Source organism: Proteiniclasticum sediminis, assembly GCF_018128025.1.
Classification (GTDB): domain Bacteria; phylum Bacillota; class Clostridia; order Clostridiales; family Clostridiaceae; genus Proteiniclasticum; species Proteiniclasticum sediminis.
Genome location: NZ_JAGSCS010000018.1, coordinates 1 through 20,828 on the forward strand (window position 1 = coordinate 1; position 20,828 = coordinate 20,828).

General features: G+C 52.1%; 22 protein-coding genes, 1 tRNA gene and 1 pseudogene. 15 read left to right on the forward strand and 9 right to left on the reverse strand.

Annotated elements, in window-relative coordinates; translation table 11 throughout:
* Positions 1-660: pseudogene (locus KCG48_RS11735) on the forward strand (oxaloacetate decarboxylase subunit alpha); the annotation flags it as partial.
* A gap of 57 nt (positions 661-717) precedes the next feature.
* On the opposite strand, the gene KCG48_RS11740 reads toward KCG48_RS11735, so the two are convergent.
* Positions 718-918: a DUF4177 domain-containing protein gene (locus KCG48_RS11740; protein WP_211802395.1), complete on the reverse strand. Its 201-nt coding sequence runs from the start codon at positions 916-918 to the stop codon at positions 718-720.
* Positions 919-1,213: 295 nt separating this feature from the next.
* Between KCG48_RS11740 and KCG48_RS11745 the strand changes: the two genes are divergently transcribed.
* A complete protein-coding gene (locus KCG48_RS11745; protein ID WP_211802396.1) occupies positions 1,214-1,930 on the forward strand; it encodes a hypothetical protein in 717 nt (238 codons plus the stop codon).
* 86 nt (positions 1,931-2,016) lie between these two features.
* Here the strand turns inward: KCG48_RS11745 and citF are convergent, their stop codons facing one another.
* Genes citF through citD form a run of 3 tightly spaced genes read right to left on the reverse strand, consistent with a single transcriptional unit; the run spans position 2,017 to position 4,768 of the window.
* Complete coding sequence (citF, locus tag KCG48_RS11750) at positions 2,017-3,573, reverse strand: citrate lyase subunit alpha (protein ID WP_211802397.1); 1,557 nt, start codon at positions 3,571-3,573, stop codon at positions 2,017-2,019.
* Positions 3,573-4,472, reverse strand: coding sequence for an aldolase/citrate lyase family protein (locus KCG48_RS11755; RefSeq protein WP_211802450.1), 900 nt, complete (start codon positions 4,470-4,472; stop codon positions 3,573-3,575). Before KCG48_RS11755 ends, citF begins: the two co-directional genes overlap by 1 nt.
* Complete coding sequence (citD, locus tag KCG48_RS11760; protein ID WP_211802398.1) at positions 4,472-4,768, reverse strand: citrate lyase acyl carrier protein; 297 nt, start codon at positions 4,766-4,768, stop codon at positions 4,472-4,474. The genes KCG48_RS11755 and citD overlap by 1 nt, the downstream gene beginning before the upstream one ends.
* A 355-nt stretch (positions 4,769-5,123) precedes the next feature.
* Here citD and KCG48_RS11765 point away from each other — a divergent pair, with 355 nt between their 5' ends.
* The 4 genes from KCG48_RS11765 (at position 5,124) to trxA (ending at position 7,237) form a co-directional block, all read left to right on the forward strand.
* The gene (locus KCG48_RS11765; protein WP_211802399.1) at positions 5,124-5,531 is read left to right on the forward strand and encodes an OsmC family protein; all 408 of its coding nucleotides are present in this window, start codon (positions 5,124-5,126) and stop codon (positions 5,529-5,531) included.
* Positions 5,532-5,559: 28 nt separating this feature from the next.
* A complete protein-coding gene (locus KCG48_RS11770) occupies positions 5,560-5,868 on the forward strand; it encodes a hypothetical protein (protein WP_211802400.1) in 309 nt (102 codons plus the stop codon).
* A gap of 427 nt (positions 5,869-6,295) precedes the next feature.
* The gene (locus tag KCG48_RS11775) at positions 6,296-6,688 is read left to right on the forward strand and encodes a hypothetical protein (protein WP_211802401.1); all 393 of its coding nucleotides are present in this window, start codon (positions 6,296-6,298) and stop codon (positions 6,686-6,688) included.
* A 234-nt stretch (positions 6,689-6,922) separates the two neighbouring features.
* Positions 6,923-7,237 (forward strand): thioredoxin, encoded by a 315-nt coding sequence (gene trxA / locus KCG48_RS11780; protein ID WP_211802402.1) that lies wholly within the window; start codon positions 6,923-6,925, stop codon positions 7,235-7,237.
* A gap of 73 nt (positions 7,238-7,310) precedes the next feature.
* On the opposite strand, the gene KCG48_RS11785 is transcribed toward trxA, so the two are convergent.
* Entirely contained in the window at positions 7,311-7,940 is a 630-nt protein-coding gene (locus tag KCG48_RS11785) for a dUTP diphosphatase (protein ID WP_211802403.1), read from the reverse strand.
* Between the two features lie 119 nt (positions 7,941-8,059).
* Between KCG48_RS11785 and KCG48_RS11790 the strand changes: the two genes are divergently transcribed.
* On the forward strand, positions 8,060-9,046 hold the full coding sequence (locus tag KCG48_RS11790) for a Gfo/Idh/MocA family protein (RefSeq protein ID WP_211802404.1): 987 nt from the start codon (positions 8,060-8,062) through the stop codon (positions 9,044-9,046).
* A gap of 186 nt (positions 9,047-9,232) precedes the next feature.
* Here the strand turns inward: KCG48_RS11790 and KCG48_RS11795 are convergent, their stop codons facing one another.
* From KCG48_RS11795 to wrbA, 3 genes are all read right to left on the reverse strand, one after another.
* Positions 9,233-9,658, reverse strand: a complete 426-nt coding sequence (locus tag KCG48_RS11795) for a class I SAM-dependent methyltransferase (RefSeq protein ID WP_211802405.1) — start codon at positions 9,656-9,658, stop codon at positions 9,233-9,235.
* A 20-nt stretch (positions 9,659-9,678) separates the two neighbouring features.
* A complete protein-coding gene (locus KCG48_RS11800) occupies positions 9,679-10,152 on the reverse strand; it encodes a glutathione peroxidase (protein ID WP_211802406.1) in 474 nt (157 codons plus the stop codon).
* 196 nt (positions 10,153-10,348) lie between these two features.
* Complete coding sequence (wrbA, locus tag KCG48_RS11805; protein ID WP_211802407.1) at positions 10,349-10,948, reverse strand: NAD(P)H:quinone oxidoreductase type IV; 600 nt, start codon at positions 10,946-10,948, stop codon at positions 10,349-10,351.
* 394 nt (positions 10,949-11,342) lie between these two features.
* On the opposite strand from wrbA, the gene KCG48_RS11810 reads away from it, so the two are divergent.
* From KCG48_RS11810 to KCG48_RS11845, 8 genes are all read left to right on the forward strand, one after another.
* On the forward strand, positions 11,343-13,064 hold the full coding sequence (locus KCG48_RS11810; protein ID WP_211802408.1) for a sensor histidine kinase: 1,722 nt from the start codon (positions 11,343-11,345) through the stop codon (positions 13,062-13,064).
* A complete protein-coding gene (locus KCG48_RS11815) occupies positions 13,057-13,836 on the forward strand; it encodes a response regulator transcription factor (RefSeq protein ID WP_211802409.1) in 780 nt (259 codons plus the stop codon). Before KCG48_RS11810 ends, KCG48_RS11815 begins: the two co-directional genes overlap by 8 nt.
* 124 nt (positions 13,837-13,960) lie before the next feature.
* Complete coding sequence (locus tag KCG48_RS11820) at positions 13,961-15,115, forward strand: ABC transporter ATP-binding protein (RefSeq protein WP_211802410.1); 1,155 nt, start codon at positions 13,961-13,963, stop codon at positions 15,113-15,115.
* Between the two features lies 1 nt (position 15,116).
* Positions 15,117-16,760: an ABC transporter permease gene (locus tag KCG48_RS11825; protein ID WP_408004727.1), complete on the forward strand. Its 1,644-nt coding sequence runs from the start codon at positions 15,117-15,119 to the stop codon at positions 16,758-16,760.
* 62 nt (positions 16,761-16,822) lie between these two features.
* A complete protein-coding gene (locus KCG48_RS11830) occupies positions 16,823-17,902 on the forward strand; it encodes an extracellular solute-binding protein (RefSeq protein ID WP_230977115.1) in 1,080 nt (359 codons plus the stop codon).
* 192 nt (positions 17,903-18,094) lie between these two features.
* Positions 18,095-18,169 (forward strand) — tRNA-Glu (locus tag KCG48_RS11835).
* 205 nt (positions 18,170-18,374) lie between these two features.
* Positions 18,375-18,764, forward strand: a complete 390-nt coding sequence (locus KCG48_RS11840) for a VOC family protein (RefSeq protein WP_211802413.1) — start codon at positions 18,375-18,377, stop codon at positions 18,762-18,764.
* 187 nt (positions 18,765-18,951) lie between these two features.
* Positions 18,952-19,698, forward strand: coding sequence for a prohibitin family protein (locus tag KCG48_RS11845; RefSeq protein WP_211802414.1), 747 nt, complete (start codon positions 18,952-18,954; stop codon positions 19,696-19,698).
* Between the two features lie 162 nt (positions 19,699-19,860).
* Here the strand turns inward: KCG48_RS11845 and KCG48_RS11850 are convergent, their stop codons facing one another.
* The gene (locus KCG48_RS11850) at positions 19,861-20,793 is read right to left on the reverse strand and encodes an alpha/beta fold hydrolase (RefSeq protein WP_211802415.1); all 933 of its coding nucleotides are present in this window, start codon (positions 20,791-20,793) and stop codon (positions 19,861-19,863) included.
* Positions 20,794-20,828: the final 35 nt, after the last annotated feature.

Genomic DNA, 20,828 nt, shown 5'->3' on the forward strand with positions numbered 1-20,828 from the left:
ACGGAATCCCTGGGCATCGCCCTGGAGGAACTGGGTTACCATACGGGCCTGCATTTTGACAAGATCAAGATCGTGGCTGAACACTACAAGCCCATCAAGGAGCAGCTCCGAAAAGACGGCCTCCTGAACCCCAAGGTCATGGACGTGGAGCCGGACACCCTGGTGTACCAGGTGCCGGGCGGCATGCTGTCAAACCTTCTCTCCCAGCTGAAGGACGCCAAGAAGGAACACCTCTATGAGGAAGTTCTCCGGGAAGTCCCCAAGGTTCGGGCAGAGCTCGGCTATCCGCCGCTGGTTACCCCCCTTTCTCAGATGGTGGGCACCCAGGCGGTGATGAATGTCTTAAGCGGAGAACGCTACAAGATGGTCCCCAAGGAAATCAAGGACTACGTCAAGGGTCTCTACGGCACGCCTCCAGGAGAAATCTCCCAGGAGATGAAGGAAAAGATCATCGGCGACGAGGAAGTCTTAACCATGCGTCCGGCGGATCTTCTGAAGCCCGAGATGGAGAACTTCAAAGCGGAACTGGGCGATCTGGCCGAGTCCACCGAGGATGTCCTCATGTACGCGCTTTTCCCCACCCTGGCTCTGCCTTTCCTGAAGAAGCGGAAGAATCCCTTCTACGACATCCAGGAACAGACCGTCACGGTGATTCTGTAAAACAAATACTCCCTCCAGAAAGTTTTTCTGGAGGGAGTTTCGCATTCAAGGGATCATTTATCGGGTTAAGGTTCTTTCCAGAATAAAGGTGGCCTCATGACCATCCACAGCGCCCATAAGGCTTCCTCCACCCCCCTGGATATGGGGGATGATGCTGGAGATTTTCCACCCTTCCCGGGCATGCCCATTCAAGGTTTCCTCCAGTTCTTCTGCACTGCTGCGGTCAAATCGCCACTTAAACACGTTGTACTCCACCATGGTGACCTTCCTCCTCCTTTGACGAAAATGAAGTGATGCGCTAATCATAACACATTTGTTATATATCATAAAGCTATTGAAGATATTGCTCCGTAAAAAGACTCCGTTCAGCACTCAGCTTCCCGTTCAATTTTTTGTGATATCCATATCAATCCTTTCATCATGGGGAAACAGTTTGTTCAACAAAATCAGCTATGATGAACATGGATAGAGAACTGCCTTTACCTTTACGGATTTGATCTTCGGGAAGACAAGGAGCTCGCCAAGGCATATCCCGTGCCTGAAAGGAGTAACGATGAAAAGGAGAAGATGGGTTGCCGCTTTTATGGTTCTCTCTCTTTTACTTGCTCTAGGCTGTACAGGAAAGTCCGGAGATGCCGCGTTCACCCTCCAGGTGGTGCCCGAGGAGCTAAAGGGATTTGCCATTGCCGGGCAGCGGATCCACTATCTGGTCACCCTGGGCGAAGAAAATACAGCGGATCCGGTGCAAATCACCGCGTCCACCGCTGGAGCCCAAGTGGAGGTGTTCCAGGGGAAGATTACTGCGGGGCAGGTGGCGGAGGTAGTCGTCGTTCCGAATAAAGAAAGTGTAGGGAAGAGCATTTCGGTGGAGATTCAAGGCACCCGGGGCGCCGTGACGGAAAAAAAGACCCTGACCTTTGAGGTGATTGAGGGGGAAGATGACCGGAAAGCCTATGCAGAGGAACTCCTGAAGATGTTCCTTCCGTACCTTCGTGAAAAGCAGCCGGAGCTGAAGATCAAAGAGGATACGGTGTGGACGGGGACCATGGTGAGTCCCCAGTGGCTGGTGGTCTCCCACTATCTGTTCTTTTCCGAGGAATGGGAGCTGCATCTGGAGTGGCATGTCATGATTGCGCCGGATGACTGGGCGAGAATTGATCTTCGGCACCGGTTTGATGAAGCGGTTCCTTCCAAGGCCTTTGAGATCTCCTCCGTGAGCCAGAAGGTAGCGCCCGCTCCCATGGCGATCCCTGAGGAAGTCTGGCGCTGACCATTTGTCTTCCCTTGAGGTTACGCGAAAGTCCATGAAAAAAACGCAGGCATCGCGCCTGCGTTTTCATTTGGCTTTCCGATAGTTTAGGGCAGAACTACAGCTTTGGGTTTTCGAATGACGTCGATGAGGGTACCGTCCCGGTACTCCACCAGAGCCACCACCCGATCCTCAAACTCGATGTCCTGGGGTTTGCCGGCTAGTTTGTAGGCTTCATCCCGGAGCTCTTCGATGGTCATGAGGGGAAGACCAGAGTTCTTCAGGGAATCCAGAAGATCCTGACGCCGAGGGTTCACGGCTACGCCCACTTCCGTGACGATGATGTCCACGCTCTCGCCGGGGGTGGTCACGGTGATGACGGAGTCCTTGATGGTGGGGATGCGGCTGCGCACCAGCGGCGCCACGATAATGGAACACTTGGATCCGGCTGCCGTATCCACATGGCCGCCTGGGGCTCCTCGAACCACACCGTCGGAACCGGTGATGACATTGACGTTATAGTCCAGATCCACTTCCAGGGCCCCCAGAATGACAAAGTCCAGCTGATTGACGAAGGCGCCCTTGTTCATGGGGTTGGCGTACTGGGAGGTGGAAATTTCAAAATGACGGGGATGGGTGTTCACGGAAGCGATGGAGGTAAGGTCAAAGTCCTGGGCATCCACGATAGTGCCGATGAGCCCCTCCTCCAGTAGATCGATCATGGGTTTTGTAATCCCGCCGATGGCAAAGCCCATCTTGATGTTCTTCTCCATCATATAGGGTTTCAGGAAACGGGTCACGGCTAAGGAAGGACCGCCGCCACCGGTCTGGAAGGAGAAGCCGTCCTGAAAATAGGGCGTGTTCACCAGGGCCTTGGTGGCATATTCCGCGATGAGCAGTTCCCGGGGATCCGTGGTGAAGCGAAGAAGGGCATTGGCAATCTTCTTGGGATTTCCGATCTCCGGCACCACCACCACATAGTCCACGTCCACCTGCTCGATGCTGGGCGGGAAGTTGGGGAAGGGCACCAAGGTGTCCGTGACGACGACGACCTTGTCCGCATAGCGGGCATCCACCATGGCATAGGACAGGACGCCGCAGTCGGATTTTCCGCCTTTTCCCCGGGCATTGCCGGCAAAGTCGGAGGTGGGAGCGCCGATGAAGGCCACATCGATGTGGATGTCGCCGGATTCGATGGCGCGGACCCGGCCGCCGTGGCTGCGGATAAAGGCCGGGTTCTTCAGCTTGCCCTGGGAGATGGCGTCGCCAATCTCGCCCCGAACGCCGCTGGAGGAAAGTCCCGTGACGGTGCCATCCTCAATGTACTTCACAATGGGGGCATGGGCGGTACCCAAAGAACTGGCACAGATGGTGATGTCCCGGATGCCCAAGTCATGGATGACGTCCATGACCATGTTCACCACGTAGTCTCCATCCCGGAAGTGGTGATGGAAGGAAACGGTCATGCCGTCCTTCAGGCCACAGAGGCGCACCGCCTCGGCCAGATCCGCCACCACCTTGTTGGCGCTGGGCTTCACATAGGCCTTCACCTTCTGTGCGGCTTTTTGGTATTCATACTGATCCCGGTGGTAGATGCCCTGATAGACCTCCACCCCGTCCTTGAGATAAACTTCGGGAATGTCTCTTCCCACTGCATTACGCATTACAAATCCCCCCTGTACACTCCGGAGGCCTTGGCCAGGTCGATGACCCGGCGGGCGCCCTCCACCATGGCGATGTCGATCATCTGACCGTCCACCACAAAGACTCCTACGCCATCCTTTGCCAGTTCCTCCACGCCGTAGATGGTCTTTTCCGCCATCTCGATTTCTCGAAGGGTGGGGGTGAAGACCGAATGAATGGGCGCAATCTGCTTGGGACTGATGACGGATTTGCCGTCAAAGCCCATGTTGCGGATGAGCTCGGTATCCCGAAGAAGTCCCTCCAGATCGTCCACGTCCGTATGGACGGTGTCAAAGCACTGGACATCGGCAGCCCGAGCGGCCAGGACCAACTGGCTTCTGGCGGCCAGCATCTCATAGCCATCCGGGGTTCTTCGGGCATGCATGGTCCGCATGAAGTCTCCGGCACCGATGGAGATGCCGAAAATCCGGGGAGAGCTCTGGGCCAGTTCTAATGCTCGGATGACCCCCAGGGGCGTTTCAATGGCGGCCATGAGAAGGGTAGAGCCTTCGGGGCGGCCAAATTCCTTCTCCGCCTTCAGCACCCATTCCTCCACTCGAAGCACATCTTCCTTGGATTCGCACTTGGGAATTCGGATGCCGTCGCATCCGCCGGCCACGGCGGCCCGGATGTCTTCCTTCCAGTGGGGCGTATCCTGGCCGTTGATGCGGACAATGCGCTCCACACCCTTATAGTCGGCATACTTCAGGGTGTTATAGAGCTGGATTCGGGCGGAGTCCTTCTGGTTTTCGGACACCGCATCCTCCAGATCGAAGATGATGGAATCGGGACGGTACACATAAGGGTCTTTCACCAGACTGGCCCGATGGGCATTGAGGAACATCATGGTGCGGCGAAGCCGTTTCTTTTTATCCTGCATCACATGCTTACCCCCCAAGGCAGATTTTCCGTCTGATCCACAGCGCGGAATACGGCGGTCTGGACGCGGGAACGGATGGTGCAGTCCAAGGCCCCCTTGTCGATGGCCACGACTTTGGCATCGGTGACCTCCAGTTTTTCCAGGACATCCAGAATGGTCTGGCGAATCTGGAGACCGTACTGGCTAAGGACACTGCTTTCCAGGTTCAGTTCAATCCCCTGATCTGCGGGAGAAAGCAGGATTTGGATATCGCTGGATTCCAGGGTTCCCGCCATGGATGGATGGTTCAGTTTCACGCTCTTCACTCCTCTCATACAAAGCCATCAAAAAATGAGGCTTATTCCAAAAACAATATCGTTTTCAATCATTATAAGGGATAGAGAGGGGAACGGTCAGAGCCATCCCAGAGAAAAACAGCGAAAATACAGTGGGCGAAGAGGGGGAAATGCCAAGGGAGAGAACGAGCCGGAAGGCTTCTACAAAATCCTGGGCATCCGCTCGGAAAAGAGTAGCGGTGGAAAAGAAAGAAAGGTCCGGAGCCCTAAGGGAAATCGAGGAGGGGGGAAGACCTTTGGAGAAAGATATGATACAATGGAATTGATCCCACGCAAAAGCATGGGATTCAAGACAAACCATATGGAGGGAATTAAAATGAAATGGGTCAATATAGATTTTGAGAATGAGTTCCGCGGGGTCATGCATGCCAAGCGCGGCGATGTGGTCATCGGCGTGGAAGAGGGAACCATCGAGCCCTATGACATGGTCTTCGGAGCCTTGGGCTCTTGCCTGTACTCCACGTTCCTGGATATTGCGGTGAAGAAGCGCATCACCTACGATAAGGTGCGCATGAAGGTTTCCGGCGAGAAGCGCACGGAGATCCCCACGACACTGAAAACCGTCAAAGTTGAAGTGGTGGTGGTGAACCCCACCAAGGAAAAGGGACTGGATCAGGCCATGCAGCTGGCCACGGAGTACTGCTCCGTCTATCAGACGCTGGCGAAAGTGGCGGACATGGAATACACCCTGTCCTTTGCTTATGAGAATGGGGAAGAAAAGTAAAAAATAAAGAATATCGAGGGGAATTTGAATGTTTGAACTGACGAACACCTGGTCGAAAATTCTGCGTTATGTGGCCATCGTCATGGCCTGCATCTATTTCATTCTGGCCTTTGCCTCATCCATGACCAATTACTACATGCAAGATTTCTACAGCATGGGCACCTTCAGCTGGACGATTTTCTTCAGTGTCATTATGGAAGGAACCTTCCGCATCATCATGGTGCTGGGACTGTCCGAGGTCATTGAGCTGGTCACCCTGAATCGGGCCAAGGTCCACGAAACCCAGGTCCGCCTTCGGGAGGAGCTCAGCAGTTTAAAGTCAGAGGAAACCCCGTAAAAGCTCAAAGAAGGTCTGCTTTTCTCGCTAAAGAGGAGCAAACCTTCTTTTATTACGGGGATTATCAGGGAAAAACATATATTTATATTCATCGGTGTTTACGAATTTCAAATTTAATAAAGACAAAATGTTATTTATCATTTTTTGTTTGATTATTCTTATAATAGTATCCTATACTATTAATAAAAACTCGTTTTAGATTAGTCGCATCATAAGTATTAAATTAATAATGGAGGAAGTATAAGTTGGAGTTTATAAGTGTATTTCTTGATACAATAATAGCATTGACTGCGATTATAAGCATAGCCTATAGTATAGCGTACTCACGTAAAACAATGAAAGAAGTAATCGACCAAAAAGAGTTGCAATATCGCCCGTTAATCAGGCAAATTTTTCTTGCTAAAAATTCGAAAACCTTCAAGAACTTTTGCGAATTCAGAACATCGGAAGTGGTCATGCTCTGAACGTTAAGTTATGGTGGAAAATTCAAGATTTTGGTGGAACCTTTAAAGAAAATGCGATAGTGCAAGATAAAATAAACTTCGGAATTATTGGTAAAGATGAAATTCGTCAGTTAAGAGTTTTTGAGAACAAGAGAATGTTCCAATCGATTGATGAATATTGTAGATTTCAAACAGATAAAATTTATCAGTTGGCTTATTTGATATCTTACGAAGATATATTTGACAATTCTTACATATATTTAGCTTATTATAAAATTCATGATGGGAAGATTGAAGAAATAAAAAGTTTTCCTATATCTCGCAAAGCCTCGGAAGCTGAAATAAATGTGTACGGCTTGAACAAATTAGAACACTAAATATCAGAGTTGATCTCTTTATTTCCTCTATCAATTTTGATATAAAATTGAATTATTGCGTAATCTAAAGTGCATTTATCAATTTTATTGCGATATTTGATGGTAAATAACTTTACATCATACGGGAGAACAGCTTTCCTTAAATTGAAAAAATAGATTGCACAAAAGAGAATTCTGCGCTATAATTAATTGTATAAAATTAAATTTTATCAGTTAACGGAGTAGTGAAGAATCATGATGAATACAACGGAAATGTCCTTTGAAAATGATGTGCTGAAGAAGCGCGGGTTGGTCCTGGTGGACTTTTGGGCACCCTGGTGCGGACCCTGCCGCATGGTGGCCCCGGTCCTGGAAGAGCTGGAGAAGGATCATGGCGCGGATGTGGCCATCCGCAAAGTGAATGTGGACAATGAAGGCCGCCTGGCCCAGCAGTTTCGCGTATCCAGCATCCCTACCCTCATCCTCTTCAAGGATGGAAAGCCCGTGGACGGCGTCATCGGCGTCCGGCCCAAGGAATATTTCGAAGAGCTCCTTCGAAAACACAAATAAACTGAACCGCATCAAGGCCTAGTAAGAAAAAGAAAGGTGGAAACTGATTAACCAGTTTCCACCTTGTTTTTTCTTATTTCAGCCCGGTGCTTCCATATCCGCCGCCCCGGTCTTCGCCGAAGGCCCGGACATCGGGAACGACCTCAAACTTGGCGTGAACCACTTCCAGGAACACCACCTGGGCAATCTTCATGCCCTTTTCCAGGTAGAGGGTACCCCAGGGGTTACCTTGGGCATCCAGCACCAGGAAGGGGAAAAGGGCCAGGGTTTCCGGTGTTTCCAGGGAAGACCCGCTGTAGGTGCTGAAAATCGCCTTGGCCTCGTCAGGCTTCAGGATCTTTCCTTCCTTCTGAACCTTTGTGCGGAGCTCTTCATCATAGAGGAGGGCATAGGGAAGCTGCGCGATATTATAGGTGTTCTCCACGATAACGCCCACGGGGTCCCGGTAGCCGGCATCCACCGTTCCCGGACTGTTGGGGATAGCCAGGGTGGTTTTCAGGGAAAGGCCGCTGCGGGGCCGCACCTGCATTTCCAGATGATCCGGCAGCGCCACGGAAAAGTTCAGGGGGACCACCAGCTTTTCCATGGGCCGAAGGACCAGATCCTCTGCGGCAAAGACATCGGCACCGGCGTCATTGTAGTTGGCGTAAACGGGGATCTTTCCGCCTTCCTGGAGCTGAATGGGGATAATTTCGTATTTCATGGGATGTTCCTCCAAAGTTTCAATGACTTCATTTTAGCATATTTTCCTCCCCCCTTGGGTTCCACTTCTGCGGGAGAAGGCTATAATGGGAGAAAGAGAAGAACGAAGGAGGAAAAGGAATGAACATGGTACGATATGGGATCTTAGGCTGTGGCGATGTGACGGAAGTCAAAAGCGGCCCTGCCTTTCAAAAAGCAGAAGGGTCAGAGCTCATGGTCGTCATGCGCAGAGACAAAGAAAAACTGGAAAGCTATGCCCGGCGCCATGGGGTAGACCGGTACACTACGGATTACAAAGCACTGCTTCAGGATGAAGAGGTGGACGTGGTCTATATCGCCACTCCGCCCAAGTGGCATGAATTTTATACCTTAGAGGCTGCCCGGGCCAAGAAGGCGGTTTATGTGGAAAAGCCCATGGGCATGACCGTGGCCCAGTGCCGCACCATGCGCAGCGTCTGCCAGGCCCAGGGGGTTCCCCTCTTTGTGGCCTATTACCGCCGGGAGCATGAAAAGTTCAAGACGGTGAAAGCGCTCCTGGAGCGCGGCGACATTGGAGAGGTGCGCTCCTTTGCCTATCTCTATGTTTCCCCCGTGCCCCAGGTTCCTGCCCATCGGGCCTGGCTCTATGACAAGGATATTGCCGGCGGCGGAAAGCTCTTCGACATTGGCTCCCATATGGTGGACACTCTCCGGTTTCTCCTGGGTGAAGTGGACATGGTCCACGGATTATCGGCCAACCAGTCCAAGGCGCTGGAAGTGGAGGATGTGGTCTCCGGGGTGCTCCGTTTTGAAGGCGGGGTCCAGGGAACTCTTCAGCTCACCTTCAACGGCCGCGAGGACCAGGATCAGCTCCTCATCTTCGGAAGCCAAGGAAGCCTACGGCTATCCCTCATGGACAATGCCCCCGTGACGGTGACCACGGCAAAGGGAACCCAGGAGCTCTCCTTTTTGGATCTTCCCCATGTTCATCAGCCCCTGGTGCAGCGCATCACAAACACTCTGCAGGGAACGGACCATCTGGAGGATACAGGACTTTCCGCCCTTCGGACCCAGGCCGTGCTGGAAGCGTTAGCCACCGGAGAGCCGCTGCAAAGGGAAAATATGTAAATTTGGCCGAAAATAAAGACTTCTGCACTGCTGCAGAAGTCATGTCTTTTTGCAAAGCAATTTGAGGTTACCCTCGGGATTCCTTTTGTCCGTGTATTGGTGGAAATCACAGTGAGAAATACTGAACTTCCAACTTCAGTATACCAAAGGAAAAGAAAATATCCTAGTAGCTGAAGAAAATAAATCTCAATTTCCCTGAAAAATCCAGAGATCCGGTTCGGTTTTTTCCTGGTTCACCAGGAAGTAGTTTTTCGCGCTGGTCATGATGATATCGGAGTATCGGCGCTCCCGGACTTCATGGGATTTTTCCGATTTGGGGGTCATGAAGTAGCTGGTGGCGAGGAACTGGGTTCCGTCATACTCCACATGGACCACATACTGGCTGCCCGTGAGGTCAAAGATCACTATATCCAGGGTATCGGCACGCTTGGCCCCGATATTTTCCAGGAAGACTTCAAAGCGTTCGCTGTTTTCCGTACGAAGACCGTCCATGACGACAAAGCCCTGGGACAGGGCTTCTTCTTTGGGCAGATACTTTTCCTGGGGACCGCAGCCGGTCAGCAGGAAAAGGAAGAGGAAAAGAGGGGCCAAAAGGCGCAGGGGGTTTCGCATAGAACATACTCCTGTAAAGACTAGATGAGCTGACGAATATCCTTTTCAATGTCCAGAGGATCCACGGTGGGGGCATAGCGGCGGATGACCTTGCCGTCCTTGTCCACGAGGAACTTGGTGAAGTTCCACTTCACGCTGTCACCCAGGAGTCCTTTGGTTTCCTTCCGCAGGTAACGGAAGAGTTCATGGGCATTCTCGCCATTGACGTCGATTTTTTCGAAGAGGGGAAAGGTCACGCCATAGTTGATCTCGCAGAAGTTCTTGATGTCCTCTGCGTCACCGGGTTCCTGACTGTTGAACTGATTGCAGGGGAAACCCAGAATTTCAAAGGGCTCGCCGCTGAGCTTCTCATAGAGTTTTTCCAGGCTCTTGTACTGGGGGGTGAAGCCGCACTTGCTGGCCGTATTCACGATGAGGGTAACTTTTCCGGCATACTGCTGAAGGTCCTGTTCCACACCGTCAATGTCCCGGGCTTTGAATTCATAAGCATTCATAAAAACACCTCATAAAGTTTAGAATTTCTTTACATTCAGCATAAATCAAAAATTATCTATTGTCAAATAGTATTGTGTAAAATTTAAAGTGAACCGGAGGGTTCGGAGACATCGCACAGATGCTTTTTTCATTTTTCCCCGAGAAAAACCCCTTTTCGGGATCTCCGAAAAGGGGCGAAAGGGGAAAGGGGAAAGATTAGTTGAGGAACTTGGAGGTGACTTCCACCACACGCTTGGCCTGGTGCTTTACCGCTGCCTCAGCATCGTTCTGGATGACGCCATCGAGGATTCGGGCGGAGGTGCCGTAGGGGTTTCCACCGGAGGCGTAGATCACAGGATCCGTGTAGCCGGGGGTGACGATGATGGCGCCGAAGTGCATGGCAGAGGTGTAGAGGGACTGGAGGGTGGCTTCTACACCGCCATTGGTGTTCATGGCGGAGGTCATGGCGGAGAAGACCTTGTTGACCAGGAGTCCCTGGGCCCAAACCGGTCCGAGGGTATCAATGTACTGCTTCATCTGGGAAGAGACGTTGCCGTAACGGGTGGGGGTGGTGAAGATGACGGCATCGGCATCCACGAAGTCCTGGGGGGTGGCCACGGGAATGTCCTTGGTGGCATCCACATGCTTTCTCCACAGGGGGTTGGAGTCGATGGCGCTATCGGGAGCCAGCTCCTGTACCTTGAAGACCTTCACCTCGGCACCGGCAGCCTCGGCAGCTTCCTTGGCCCACTGGACCATCTGGTAGTTCCCTCCGGTGGCGCTGTAGTATATAATGGCTAGTTTCACTTTATTCATGAATTCTTCGTCCTTTCATTTGTCGCAATGACATGTTTTTTTATTTATTGGAATAATTAAGTTATACCATCCAATTGTGTACAATTTATTAGGAAAATGTGTCTTGGTGGTGAATTTTGTACTAACTAGTACAATTAAAAATTTAGACATGTTTTAGTGCGCTGAATACCTTCTTAAAAAGGCCTTCGGGGCATCGCCTGGGCGGAAGGGAAGGTTTTTCTCTTGTCATGGAGGATCTCTTCCCGAACGCGGAGAGCGCCAGGGTGCCCTTGCTTTTTGCCCCTGATGTTTGTAAAGTTAAAAGAGTGTGAGGACGATTTCAGTGAAAGACTGAGGGGAACGTTTTTCCCTGGAGGCTTGCCCTCCAAGGGAAATCGAAGAATGGAGGCGGAAGATGGACAATACCGGACAGTTTCAAAAAGAAATGAAAAAATCCGTACTAAAGGAAATTATCTCGCTCTTGGTGAAGGTTTCCGCCCTCTTTATCTTCGCGCTCCTTTCCGCTACCTTCGTCAAGAATGAGCTGGCGGCGGACAAAAGCATGAAGCATCTGGAGACGGCCTTTGTGGAAGCCTTCGACAGCCACAAGACCTTTCTCCTGGAGGAGAGCACCCAGGCGCTTTGCCGGGAACTGCTGGCGGGGGAAGAAGAGGCGGCAAGCTTCCAGAACCTTCTCTACCGCCATAATCTCAATCAGAAAATCCGGTCCAAGGCCATCGTCATGGACAGCCAGTTTAACATCAAGTATTCCTCCTTCAGCAATGAGGAGATTTCGGCCTATCATTACAGCTACAACAATGCCATCAGCAACAATGCCCGAAAAATCGGGGAGAATGAAGTGTATACGGCGGTATACAACAACAGTACGGGGTACAGCGACTATATGATGGTGAAGCCTCTGCGCCAGGGGGAGGATATTATAGGCTACATTTCCCTCTTCCTGTCCGGGGACGACTGGAGCTACTACATGTCCCACTTCAGTGACAACGGCGTCATCACCGATACCCGAAACAATGTGATTTTCTACAATAAGCCCAGCCTCATGGAAAACAGCTACAAGTTTGACATCAAGAAGTCGAAAATCACCTACATCAGCGGAGAACGGTACTGGCTGAAGCATGCCGCCCTTCCCGTCTACGGTATCCAGATCTATTCCCTGGTCCTGTATCCGGGGAATCCGGAAATCATCATCGGTCTCATCATGGTCATCATCATCGGAATCCTGTGGTTCAATCTGGCCAGCCGGATTTCCGAGACCATGGCGGAAAAGAATGCCCAGTCCATCAATAAGCTGGTCAGCGAGATCCGGATCATCCGGAAGTTTGACCAGACCCACCGGATCCAGATGGATTCCAAGGACGAGTTTGAGGATGTGGCCCACCACATCAACCAAATGCTGAACACCATCACCCATCTCCATGAAAAGAACACGGAGCTTTTAAAGCTCAACAATCTCATTGAGATCAACCATCTCACCGCCCAGATCAATCCCCATTTTCTCTACAACACCCTGGAGATCATCCGAAACCTGCTGATCTTTGACGCCGACCAGGCGGGAAAGCTCATCGTGAAGCTCACGAAGGTTTTGCGCTACAGCATCAACAACAGCAAACGGGATGTGACCCTGGAGGAGGATCTGCAGTTCATCCATGACTACCTCTCCATTCAGAAGACCCGTTTCGGGGAGCGGCTCCAGTGCACCATGGATATCGACGAAAACTGCTACAGCTGCGTTGTGCCGAAGCTGGTGTTGCAACCCCTCATCGAGAACAGCATCAAGTACGGTTTCCAGGATCAGATGGAACTCTCCATTCGGATTAAAGGTTACCTCAAGGACGGGTACCTGATCCTCCAGGTGGAGGACAATGGTCCAGGGATGGGCGAGAAGGACCTGGAGGAGCTAAAAGATATGCTGAGTAAGGACGTGAATGAAACCCGCGCCAACGGGCTGTACAACATTATGCGCCGGCTGAAGCTGAAATATACGGAGAAAAGCGGCATGGAGATCACTGCCCGCCCTCTGCGGGGGCTCACCATCACCCTGAACATCCTGCAGCAGCCTGAAGAGCCCGGAGTCCTGCAAAGGATCCGCTTTGAGGAGGAAGAACATGTATAAGATTGTCATCGCCGAGGATGAAGAAATCATCCGCAAGGGCCTGGTCTACAGCATCCGCTGGGAAGACTACGGCTGCGTCGTGGTGGCGGAGGCCCAAAATGGCGTGGAAGGGGTGGAGGCCATCCGCAGACATTCCCCGGACATCGTCATTGCCGACATCAACATGCCCATCATGGCCGGGCTGGAGATGCTCAAAGAAACCCATGAGGACCATGACTATTCCGCCATTATCCTTTCCGGCTACTCCAGCTTTGAATACGCCCAAAAGGCCATTGAGCTGGGCGTCCTGGGCTATCTCTCCAAGCCCCTGGACCTGGAGGAGCTAAAGACAGTGATCTCCAAGGCTAAAAAGGATATTGAGCTGAAAAAGCTCGTGCAGCAGAACCGGATGAGCAAAAACGAGCTGAAGGAAATCAACCTCTTCCGGGACATGTACAACGCCCACTATGACAATGCCGTGGTGGATCAGATGCTGCAGATGATCTTCAAGGACTTCGACAAGAAGATCGTCATGCGGGATGTGGTGCAGAAGCTCAACTACAGTGAAACCTTCCTCAACCGGAAGTTCAAGGAAACCGTGGGCACCACCTTCAATGAGTATCTCAACCGATACCGGATCCAGAAAGCCATTGTGCTGCTCATGACGGAAAAGGACATGAGCATCCAGGAGATCGCCTGGAAATGTGGCATCAGCGACTACAAGTATTTCGGGTCCGTCTTCAAGAAGTATGTGGGCTGCAGCCCCAAGGAGTATGTGGCCAAGATCCAATAGGGGGAAAACCAAACAAGCATTTTTTGTTTGGTTTTTTCTCTTTTTGTTTGGGATATTCGGTTTAAACGGTTTCACCCTCTTGTTAAGCTAGGTAGGAGAGTACAAAAGAACAGAGGAGGTTACCATGAGCGTAAATATCACGGTGAAAAACGCCACAAAACGCTACGGTCAGGCCACAATTATTCCGGATCTGTCCGTGGACATCCGAAACGGGGAGCTGTTTACCCTGCTGGGCCCTTCGGGCTGCGGAAAAACCACCCTTCTTCGGATGATCGCCGGCTTCAACAGCATTGAGGGGGGCGATTTTCTCTTCAACGGCAAGCGAATCAATGATCTGGATCCGGGTAAGCGAAATATCGGCATGGTGTTTCAGAACTATGCCATCTTCCCCAACATGTCCGTGCGGAAAAATGTCGAGTTTGGCCTCAAGCAGCGGGCTTTGCCCAAGGCGGAAATCGCTGCGGAAACGGATAAATTTCTAAAACTCGTCCATGTGGACCAGTATGCGGACCGCATGCCGGACAAGCTGTCCGGCGGACAGCAGCAGCGGGTGGCCCTGGCCCGGGCCCTGGTCATCAAGCCCGATGTGCTTCTCATGGACGAACCCCTGTCCAATCTCGATGCCAAGCTTCGGGTGGAAATGCGCACCGTCATCAAGGACATCCAGAAGGAAGTGGGGATCACCACCGTCTATGTCACCCATGACCAGGAGGAGGCCATGGCCATCTCCGACCGCATCGCGGTGATGAAGGACGGCGTCATCCGCCACTGCAGCAGCCCCCAGAATATCTACCAGCGGCCCGCGGACATCTTTGTGGCTACCTTCATCGGCAAGTCCAATCTTCTCCGGGCTCAGCTGGTAAACGAGGGGGAGCGCACCTTCGTGGAATTTGAAAGCGGCTACCGGGTGGAAGCCCAAAACCTCCGGCCCGAGGAATGCCAAAACCGAAAGGTTCTCGTGTCCGCCCGGCCGGAAGAGCTTCTGGTCAACGTGCGGCCGGAAGGGGAGGTGTCAAAGGGCATGGTGGCCGTCATCAAGGACAGCGTGTTCCTGGGCTACAACACCCATTATTTTGTAAAGCTGGAATCCGGCGAGGAAGCGGAAATCATCCAGGAATCGGAGATTAACGCCCTCATCGCTCCAGGCACCACGGTGTATCTGACCCTGAACCTAAAAAAGATTAACATCTTCGACGCGGAAACCGAAGTTAGCCTCATGACCGGCATCATGAACAGCACCCAGATCCCCAGAAGCGATGCCACGAGGGAGGGTGAATAGTGTGACCCGAAAAAAATATGATCTCTGGACCCTGGTGTCCCTGGGGCTCCTCTGCCTTTTCCTCCTCTTTCTGGTGTACCCCCTTCTCAATCTGTTGAAGGAATCGGTGTACAGCGGAGGAGAATTCACCCTGAGGGCTTTCCAGAAGTTCTTCAGCAAGTCCTACTACTACACTTCTATCTTCAACAGCGCCAAGGTGGCTCTCACGGTGACCGTGGTGAGTCTCCTCCTGGGCATCCCCTTTGCCTACTTTTATTCCTTCTATCAGTTAAAGGGGAAGAAGCTCCTCTTTGTCCTGGTGCTGTTGTCCACCATGTCCGCTCCCTTCATCGGCGCCTATTCCTGGATCCTTCTCATGGGAAACTCCGGCCTCATCACCACCTTCCTGAAATCCTTCGGGATCCGCGGATTTTCCATTTACGGCTTTGGCGGAATCGTCCTGGTGCAGTCCCTGAAGCTCTTCCCTTTAGTGGTCATCTACATGAACGGCGCCTTCCGGGACATTGACAATTCCCTCCTGGAAGCGGCGGAGAGCATGAACTGTACTGGGTTTGACCGGTTCAAACGCGTGATCATGAGTCTCACCATGCCCACGATTTTGGCGGCAGCCCTCCTGGTCTTCATGCGGTCCTTTGCGGACTTTGGCACCCCGGTGCTCATCGGCCGTGGCTACTCCACCTTCCCCGTGCTCATCTACAACCAGTACCTGGGGGAAAACGGCGCGGATTATCATTTTGCCGCGGCCATCAGCGTCATCGCGGTCCTGGTCACCGCTGCCATCTTCATCCTCCAGAAGGTGACCACGAATAAGTTTAAGTTCACCATCAGCGCCCTGCACCCCATCGCCCCGAAGATCACCAAGGGGATCCAGAGTCTAGGGATGCACGCCTACTGCTACTTTCTCGTGGCCATTGCCATGCTGCCCCAGCTCTATGTCATCAACATGTCTTTCCGAAACTACAACAACAGCATCCTGCGGTCGGGCTACTCCCTGGTGAACTACCAGAAGGCCCTGGAGAAGAATCTCTTCCGGTCCGTGAGCAATACGCTCCTCATCAGCTTCATCACCCTGGCCATCATCATCCTCATTGCGGTGCTCATTGCCTATCTGGTGGTTCGAAGGAACAATCTCCTCAATAACGCCATCGATGTGATCTCCATGATGCCCTACATCATGCCCGGCGGCGTCATTGGCATCGCCCTCATCATCACCTTCAGCAGCAAGCCCTTCTCTCTCACGGGTACGCTGCTCATCATGGTCATCGCCTTGGCCATCCGCCGCATGCCCTTCACCAGCCGGTCCGCCACGGCGGCCATGATGAAGATTTCTGAAAGCATCGAGGAGGCGTCTATCAGTCTGGGAGCCTCCAAGCTCAAGACCTTTGTGCGGATCACCATCCCCATGATGTCCAGCGGGATCATCTCCGGCGCGGTTTTAAGCTGGGTTTCCGTCATCACGGAAATGTCCTCGGGGGTTATCCTCTACAATAACCGGACCATCACCCTGACCCTCAGCACCTATGCTGCCATCAACAACGGAACCTATGGGGTGGCGGCGGTGTTTGCCACCATCACCACCCTCTTCACCGTCATCTGTCTCGGGCTTTATCTGAAGCTCACCAAGATGGAGGATGTGCGACTCTAGTCCACTCAAAATATGAGTCGGCTTCGCCGATTGATATAATAAAAATGAAGGAGCAACGAAACATGAAAAAACTTCTAATCACCCTTATGGCTCTCATGATGCTTCCTTTGGCTGCCTGCGGCGCCAAAACCCCTGCTGGCCCGGAAACGCCGGCAGAAACCCCGGTGGAAACTTCCGCAGAACGCCCCAGCTATGTGCGGGGAGAAGATGAGGTCACGGGGAAGATTACCGTATACACCACCATGGAAGAGACTCAGCAGGAAGCCCTGAAGACCATCTGGAACAAGTACTACCCCAACTCCCAGATCGAAATCCAGGCAGACTCTGTGGGAACCCTGGCTACCCGGATCCGCGGGGATGAGTCCAGCGATGCCGATGTGGTCATCGGAGGCCTCTTTGCCGCCGACGGCACCACCTACCATGACATTCTCCAGCCCTACACGGCGGTGAATGACAAAGAGCAGCTGTACCATGACAAGTCCGGCTACTACACCTACTATGATGTTCAGGTCATGAGCCTCGTGGTTAATCCGGAACTTCGCAAAGAACTGGGCATTGAGATCAACGGATACGAAGATCTACTTAATCCCAAGCTGGAAGGCAAGATCATTCTGGCCGCTCCCGATGCTTCTTCTTCAGGCTGGAGACAGCTCCAGACCATGCTGGCTGTCATGGGGGACAAGTTTGACGATGAAAAGGGCTGGTCCTATGTGGAGAAGCTCATGAAGAATGCCTTCAGCACCACTTCCTCCAAGGATGTCTACAACCTCGTCATCAACGGCGAGTATGTGGTGGGTCTGTCCTATGAATCCACCGTGGCTGCCCTGATCAAGGATGGCGCACCTGTAGAGAACATCTACATTGAAGAAGGAAACACTGCCATGGCCGGTGGCGCAGCCATCGTAAAGAACGCCCCGAACCTCACCGCAGCCCAGGCCATGATGGACCTTCTGGCCTCCACCGAGTTCCAGGATATGCGGGCAAAGGAATCCTCAGGACGCGGCTCCAACGGCAAGAGCATTCTTGTGGACCTGCCGAAGGAAGACACCCTGAACATGGTGGAGCTGGACTTCGACTATCTGGCCACCAATAAAGCCAGCATGATCGAAAAATGGAACACCCTGTGGGCAAAGACTCACTAAACTAAAGATCAGGCTAACTCCATGGATTTTCCCAAGAAATTCATGGAGTTTTCTCCTGAGTCCTCCCTGAAATGAAGAAGCTTACAAAACACCAGATGCAGGGTCTTTCAGCAGGGAGATTACCCAGAAAATTCCAGGGAAAATTCTTGACTTGCCTCAGAATTGATGATATTATTTAAAAGTCATGAATGTGGCCCCTTGGTCAAGCGGTCAAGACGCTAGCCTCTCACGCTGGAATCAGGGGTTCGATTCCCCTAGGGGTCACCAGTAGACGAAACACCCATGAAGGAAACCGGAAACGGATTTCTTCATGGGTGTTTCTTTTTGTTCAGCACTCTTTTCTGCGCAAACTCATGGGGGAGTCAGATACCCTAAACGGTTGAGGAATAGGTCTGAAAAAGCTTATAATGAAGAAAAGACCCAAGGAGGAAGAGTAAATTTTCCTTGGGCATCAAAGAAAGAAGGGAATACCATGAAAATTGAACATGTGGCCATGTGGACAGAACTCCTGGAAGAGATGCGCGACTTTTATACCATGTTCTTTGAGGGGGAGGCCGGACCGAAATATGAGAATCCGGCTAAAGGCTTTGAGTCGTATTTCCTGCGATTTTCCTCCGGGGCAAGGCTGGAGCTCATGCGCAGTCAGAACATGCGGGAAGGGGTCATGGATGAGCACTATGTGCAAATTGGGCTTGCCCATCTGGCATTTTCCGTGGGCAGCGAAGAGAAGGTGCGGGAACTGACGGAGAAAATTCGCCAGGCGGGCCATGAAGTCGTCAGTGAACCCCGAACCACCGGGGACGGCTACTATGAAAGCTGCATTCTGGATCCCGAAGGGAATCGTATCGAGATTACGGTGTAGCAAAAGAAAGGCAAGGCGGCCATCGGAAATTGTGCGAAAGTTTAATGAAATACAGCTTGAATAATGAGGCTATATCCAGTATATTTAACTGTATTGGGATTCTGTTAAAGAAGAAACAAAGTCTGTGGATTTCTTCCGGAAGATCCCGCATCAACCTGAATGAAATCAGGCTATACAGGAGGATAACATGAAAAAGATCATCATCGGTATTGCCGCATTCTTCGTTTTCGCCATCGTCGCCTTAGGCTTTCGAACCATTAAGCCAGGTGAGGTGGGCGTCGTCGTTCGCTTCGGTAAAGTAGTCTCCGTGGAGAACTCCGGGGTTTCCTGGCAGCTACCCTTGGTTACCCGCATTGTGCGTATTCCCGTAAATCAGCAGAAGATTGACGGAACCTACTCCACCTCCACCAAGGATATGCAGACCACCACCGAGTTTGTCACCACTCAGTATGTCGTAGATGTTTCCAAGGCCAAGGAGCTCTATACCTCCTTCCTGGGAAACCATGAAGCTAGCATCATCATGCCCATCATCGCCAGCGTGGTGCAGGACGGAGTCTCCGAACTCACCATTGAAGAGCTGGTCAGCCAGCGTGTTGAACTGGCCAACAAGATGACGGACAACGCTAAGGCGCTGTTGTCCCCCTATGGCATCACCATCGTCAGCATGCAGATCACCGACCACGACTTCAGCGACAGCTATGAGGCTGCTGTCGAGGCCAAGAAGGTCGCCGAGCAGAAGGTGCTCACCGCCATGCAGGAACAGGAAGCTGCCAAGATTCAGGCAGAAACCAACCGCATCATGAGCCAGTCCTATGACCAGAACGTGAAGTTCAAGCTCTTCCTGGAAAAATGGAACGGCGAACTACCCAAGTACATGAGCGGGGACAATGAAATGCTGAATTTCCTTCTTCCCACGGAAACCCCCGCAAACTAATCCATCGTAGCTCCATAGGTTAGAACAAAGTGAGGACAGCGAAAGCTGTCCTTTTTTTGCACCAAATTCCGAGGAAAAGAGAAGACCCGGCATCCTCGGTCTTCCCCCATGAGCCAGGTCCTTGGCGTATTGATCCTCTCCACGATCTTTAGTTCTGCTTGATTAAGGTATCCTTCGGTTCAGCCAGGAAAGAAGATCCCCATAGACCTCTTCCCGATTCACCTCGTTCAGCATCTCATGGCGGCCTTCGGGATAAAGCTTCAGGGTGAGGTCCGGGCGCTGGGTTTTGGCCAGATGCTCATAGGTTTCCCGCACACCCTTGCCAAAGGCTCCCACGGGGTCCTTTTCCCCGGAGAGGAGGAGAAGGGGAAGAGAAGTGGGCACCCCCTGAGCCCATTGGGGCTGGGTGACCTCATTCATGATCTGGAGGAGGTGCTGAAAACCGTTGAGGGTAAAAATAAAGTTGCAGAGGGGATCCTTGGCGTAAGCTTCGACCACGCCCTTATCCCGGGAGAGCCAGGCGAAGGGAGAACCTTCTGCTTTAAAGGGCTTCTGGAAACTGCCAAAGAAGATCTGGTTAAAAAGAGGACTGCGGTAATCTTCCCCTTTGAGCATCCCTAACCCCTGGCTGAGCCAAAGGCCCGGCAGGCTCAGCGGATTTTTCCCGCTGGTGCCGCTGATGACGGCTCCGGAGAGATCCTCACCGTAGAGGGTGAGATACTTTCGGAGAATGAAGGAGCCCATGCTGTGCCCCAGAATGAAGTGGGGAAGCTCCGGATAGTCTTTGGCCATTTTCAGCCGCAGGGTCCGCAGATCCTCCACCAGGTGAAGGGGGGCGTCCTGGGCGGAAAAATAACCTAAGCCCCCTTCTTTTGGAAGGCTTTTTCCATGGCCCAGGTGATCGTGGCCGCAGACGAGGATGCCCTCTTTTTCCATGGCAGCGATGAAGGGCTCATAACGCTCCACATACTCGCACATGCCGTGGGAAATCTGCAGGATGGCCCGGGGCGGGGTGAGCGGTTCATAGACATAACAGGCGATGGGGGTTTTTCCGTCGCTGCTGGGGTAGAAGGAGACGGTTTTCCGGTCATTCATGGACAGTTCCTCCAAACATTGATGCCTTCATTATA

Bases quoted from the DNA above. Each gene is read 5' to 3' on its own strand.
- KCG48_RS11740 (WP_211802395.1), bottom strand. From the start codon at position 918: ATGGTGGAGTACAACGTGTTTAAGTGGCGATTTGACCGCAGCAGTGCA.
- KCG48_RS11745 (WP_211802396.1), top strand. From the start codon at position 1,214: ATGAAAAGGAGAAGATGGGTTGCCGCTTTTATGGTTCTCTCTCTTTTA.
- citF (WP_211802397.1), bottom strand. From the start codon at position 3,573: ATGCGTAATGCAGTGGGAAGAGACATTCCCGAAGTTTATCTCAAGGAC.
- KCG48_RS11755 (WP_211802450.1), bottom strand. From the start codon at position 4,472: ATGCAGGATAAAAAGAAACGGCTTCGCCGCACCATGATGTTCCTCAAT.
- KCG48_RS11765 (WP_211802399.1), top strand. From the start codon at position 5,124: ATGAAATGGGTCAATATAGATTTTGAGAATGAGTTCCGCGGGGTCATG.
- KCG48_RS11770 (WP_211802400.1), top strand. From the start codon at position 5,560: ATGTTTGAACTGACGAACACCTGGTCGAAAATTCTGCGTTATGTGGCC.
- trxA (WP_211802402.1), top strand. From the start codon at position 6,923: ATGATGAATACAACGGAAATGTCCTTTGAAAATGATGTGCTGAAGAAG.
- KCG48_RS11785 (WP_211802403.1), bottom strand. From the start codon at position 7,940: ATGAAATACGAAATTATCCCCATTCAGCTCCAGGAAGGCGGAAAGATC.
- KCG48_RS11790 (WP_211802404.1), top strand. From the start codon at position 8,060: ATGAACATGGTACGATATGGGATCTTAGGCTGTGGCGATGTGACGGAA.
- KCG48_RS11795 (WP_211802405.1), bottom strand. From the start codon at position 9,658: ATGCGAAACCCCCTGCGCCTTTTGGCCCCTCTTTTCCTCTTCCTTTTC.
- KCG48_RS11800 (WP_211802406.1), bottom strand. From the start codon at position 10,152: ATGAATGCTTATGAATTCAAAGCCCGGGACATTGACGGTGTGGAACAG.
- wrbA (WP_211802407.1), bottom strand. From the start codon at position 10,948: ATGAATAAAGTGAAACTAGCCATTATATACTACAGCGCCACCGGAGGG.
- KCG48_RS11810 (WP_211802408.1), top strand. From the start codon at position 11,343: ATGGACAATACCGGACAGTTTCAAAAAGAAATGAAAAAATCCGTACTA.
- KCG48_RS11815 (WP_211802409.1), top strand. From the start codon at position 13,057: ATGTATAAGATTGTCATCGCCGAGGATGAAGAAATCATCCGCAAGGGC.
- KCG48_RS11820 (WP_211802410.1), top strand. From the start codon at position 13,961: ATGAGCGTAAATATCACGGTGAAAAACGCCACAAAACGCTACGGTCAG.
- KCG48_RS11830 (WP_230977115.1), top strand. From the start codon at position 16,823: ATGAAAAAACTTCTAATCACCCTTATGGCTCTCATGATGCTTCCTTTG.
- KCG48_RS11840 (WP_211802413.1), top strand. From the start codon at position 18,375: ATGAAAATTGAACATGTGGCCATGTGGACAGAACTCCTGGAAGAGATG.
- KCG48_RS11845 (WP_211802414.1), top strand. From the start codon at position 18,952: ATGAAAAAGATCATCATCGGTATTGCCGCATTCTTCGTTTTCGCCATC.
- KCG48_RS11850 (WP_211802415.1), bottom strand. From the start codon at position 20,793: ATGAATGACCGGAAAACCGTCTCCTTCTACCCCAGCAGCGACGGAAAA.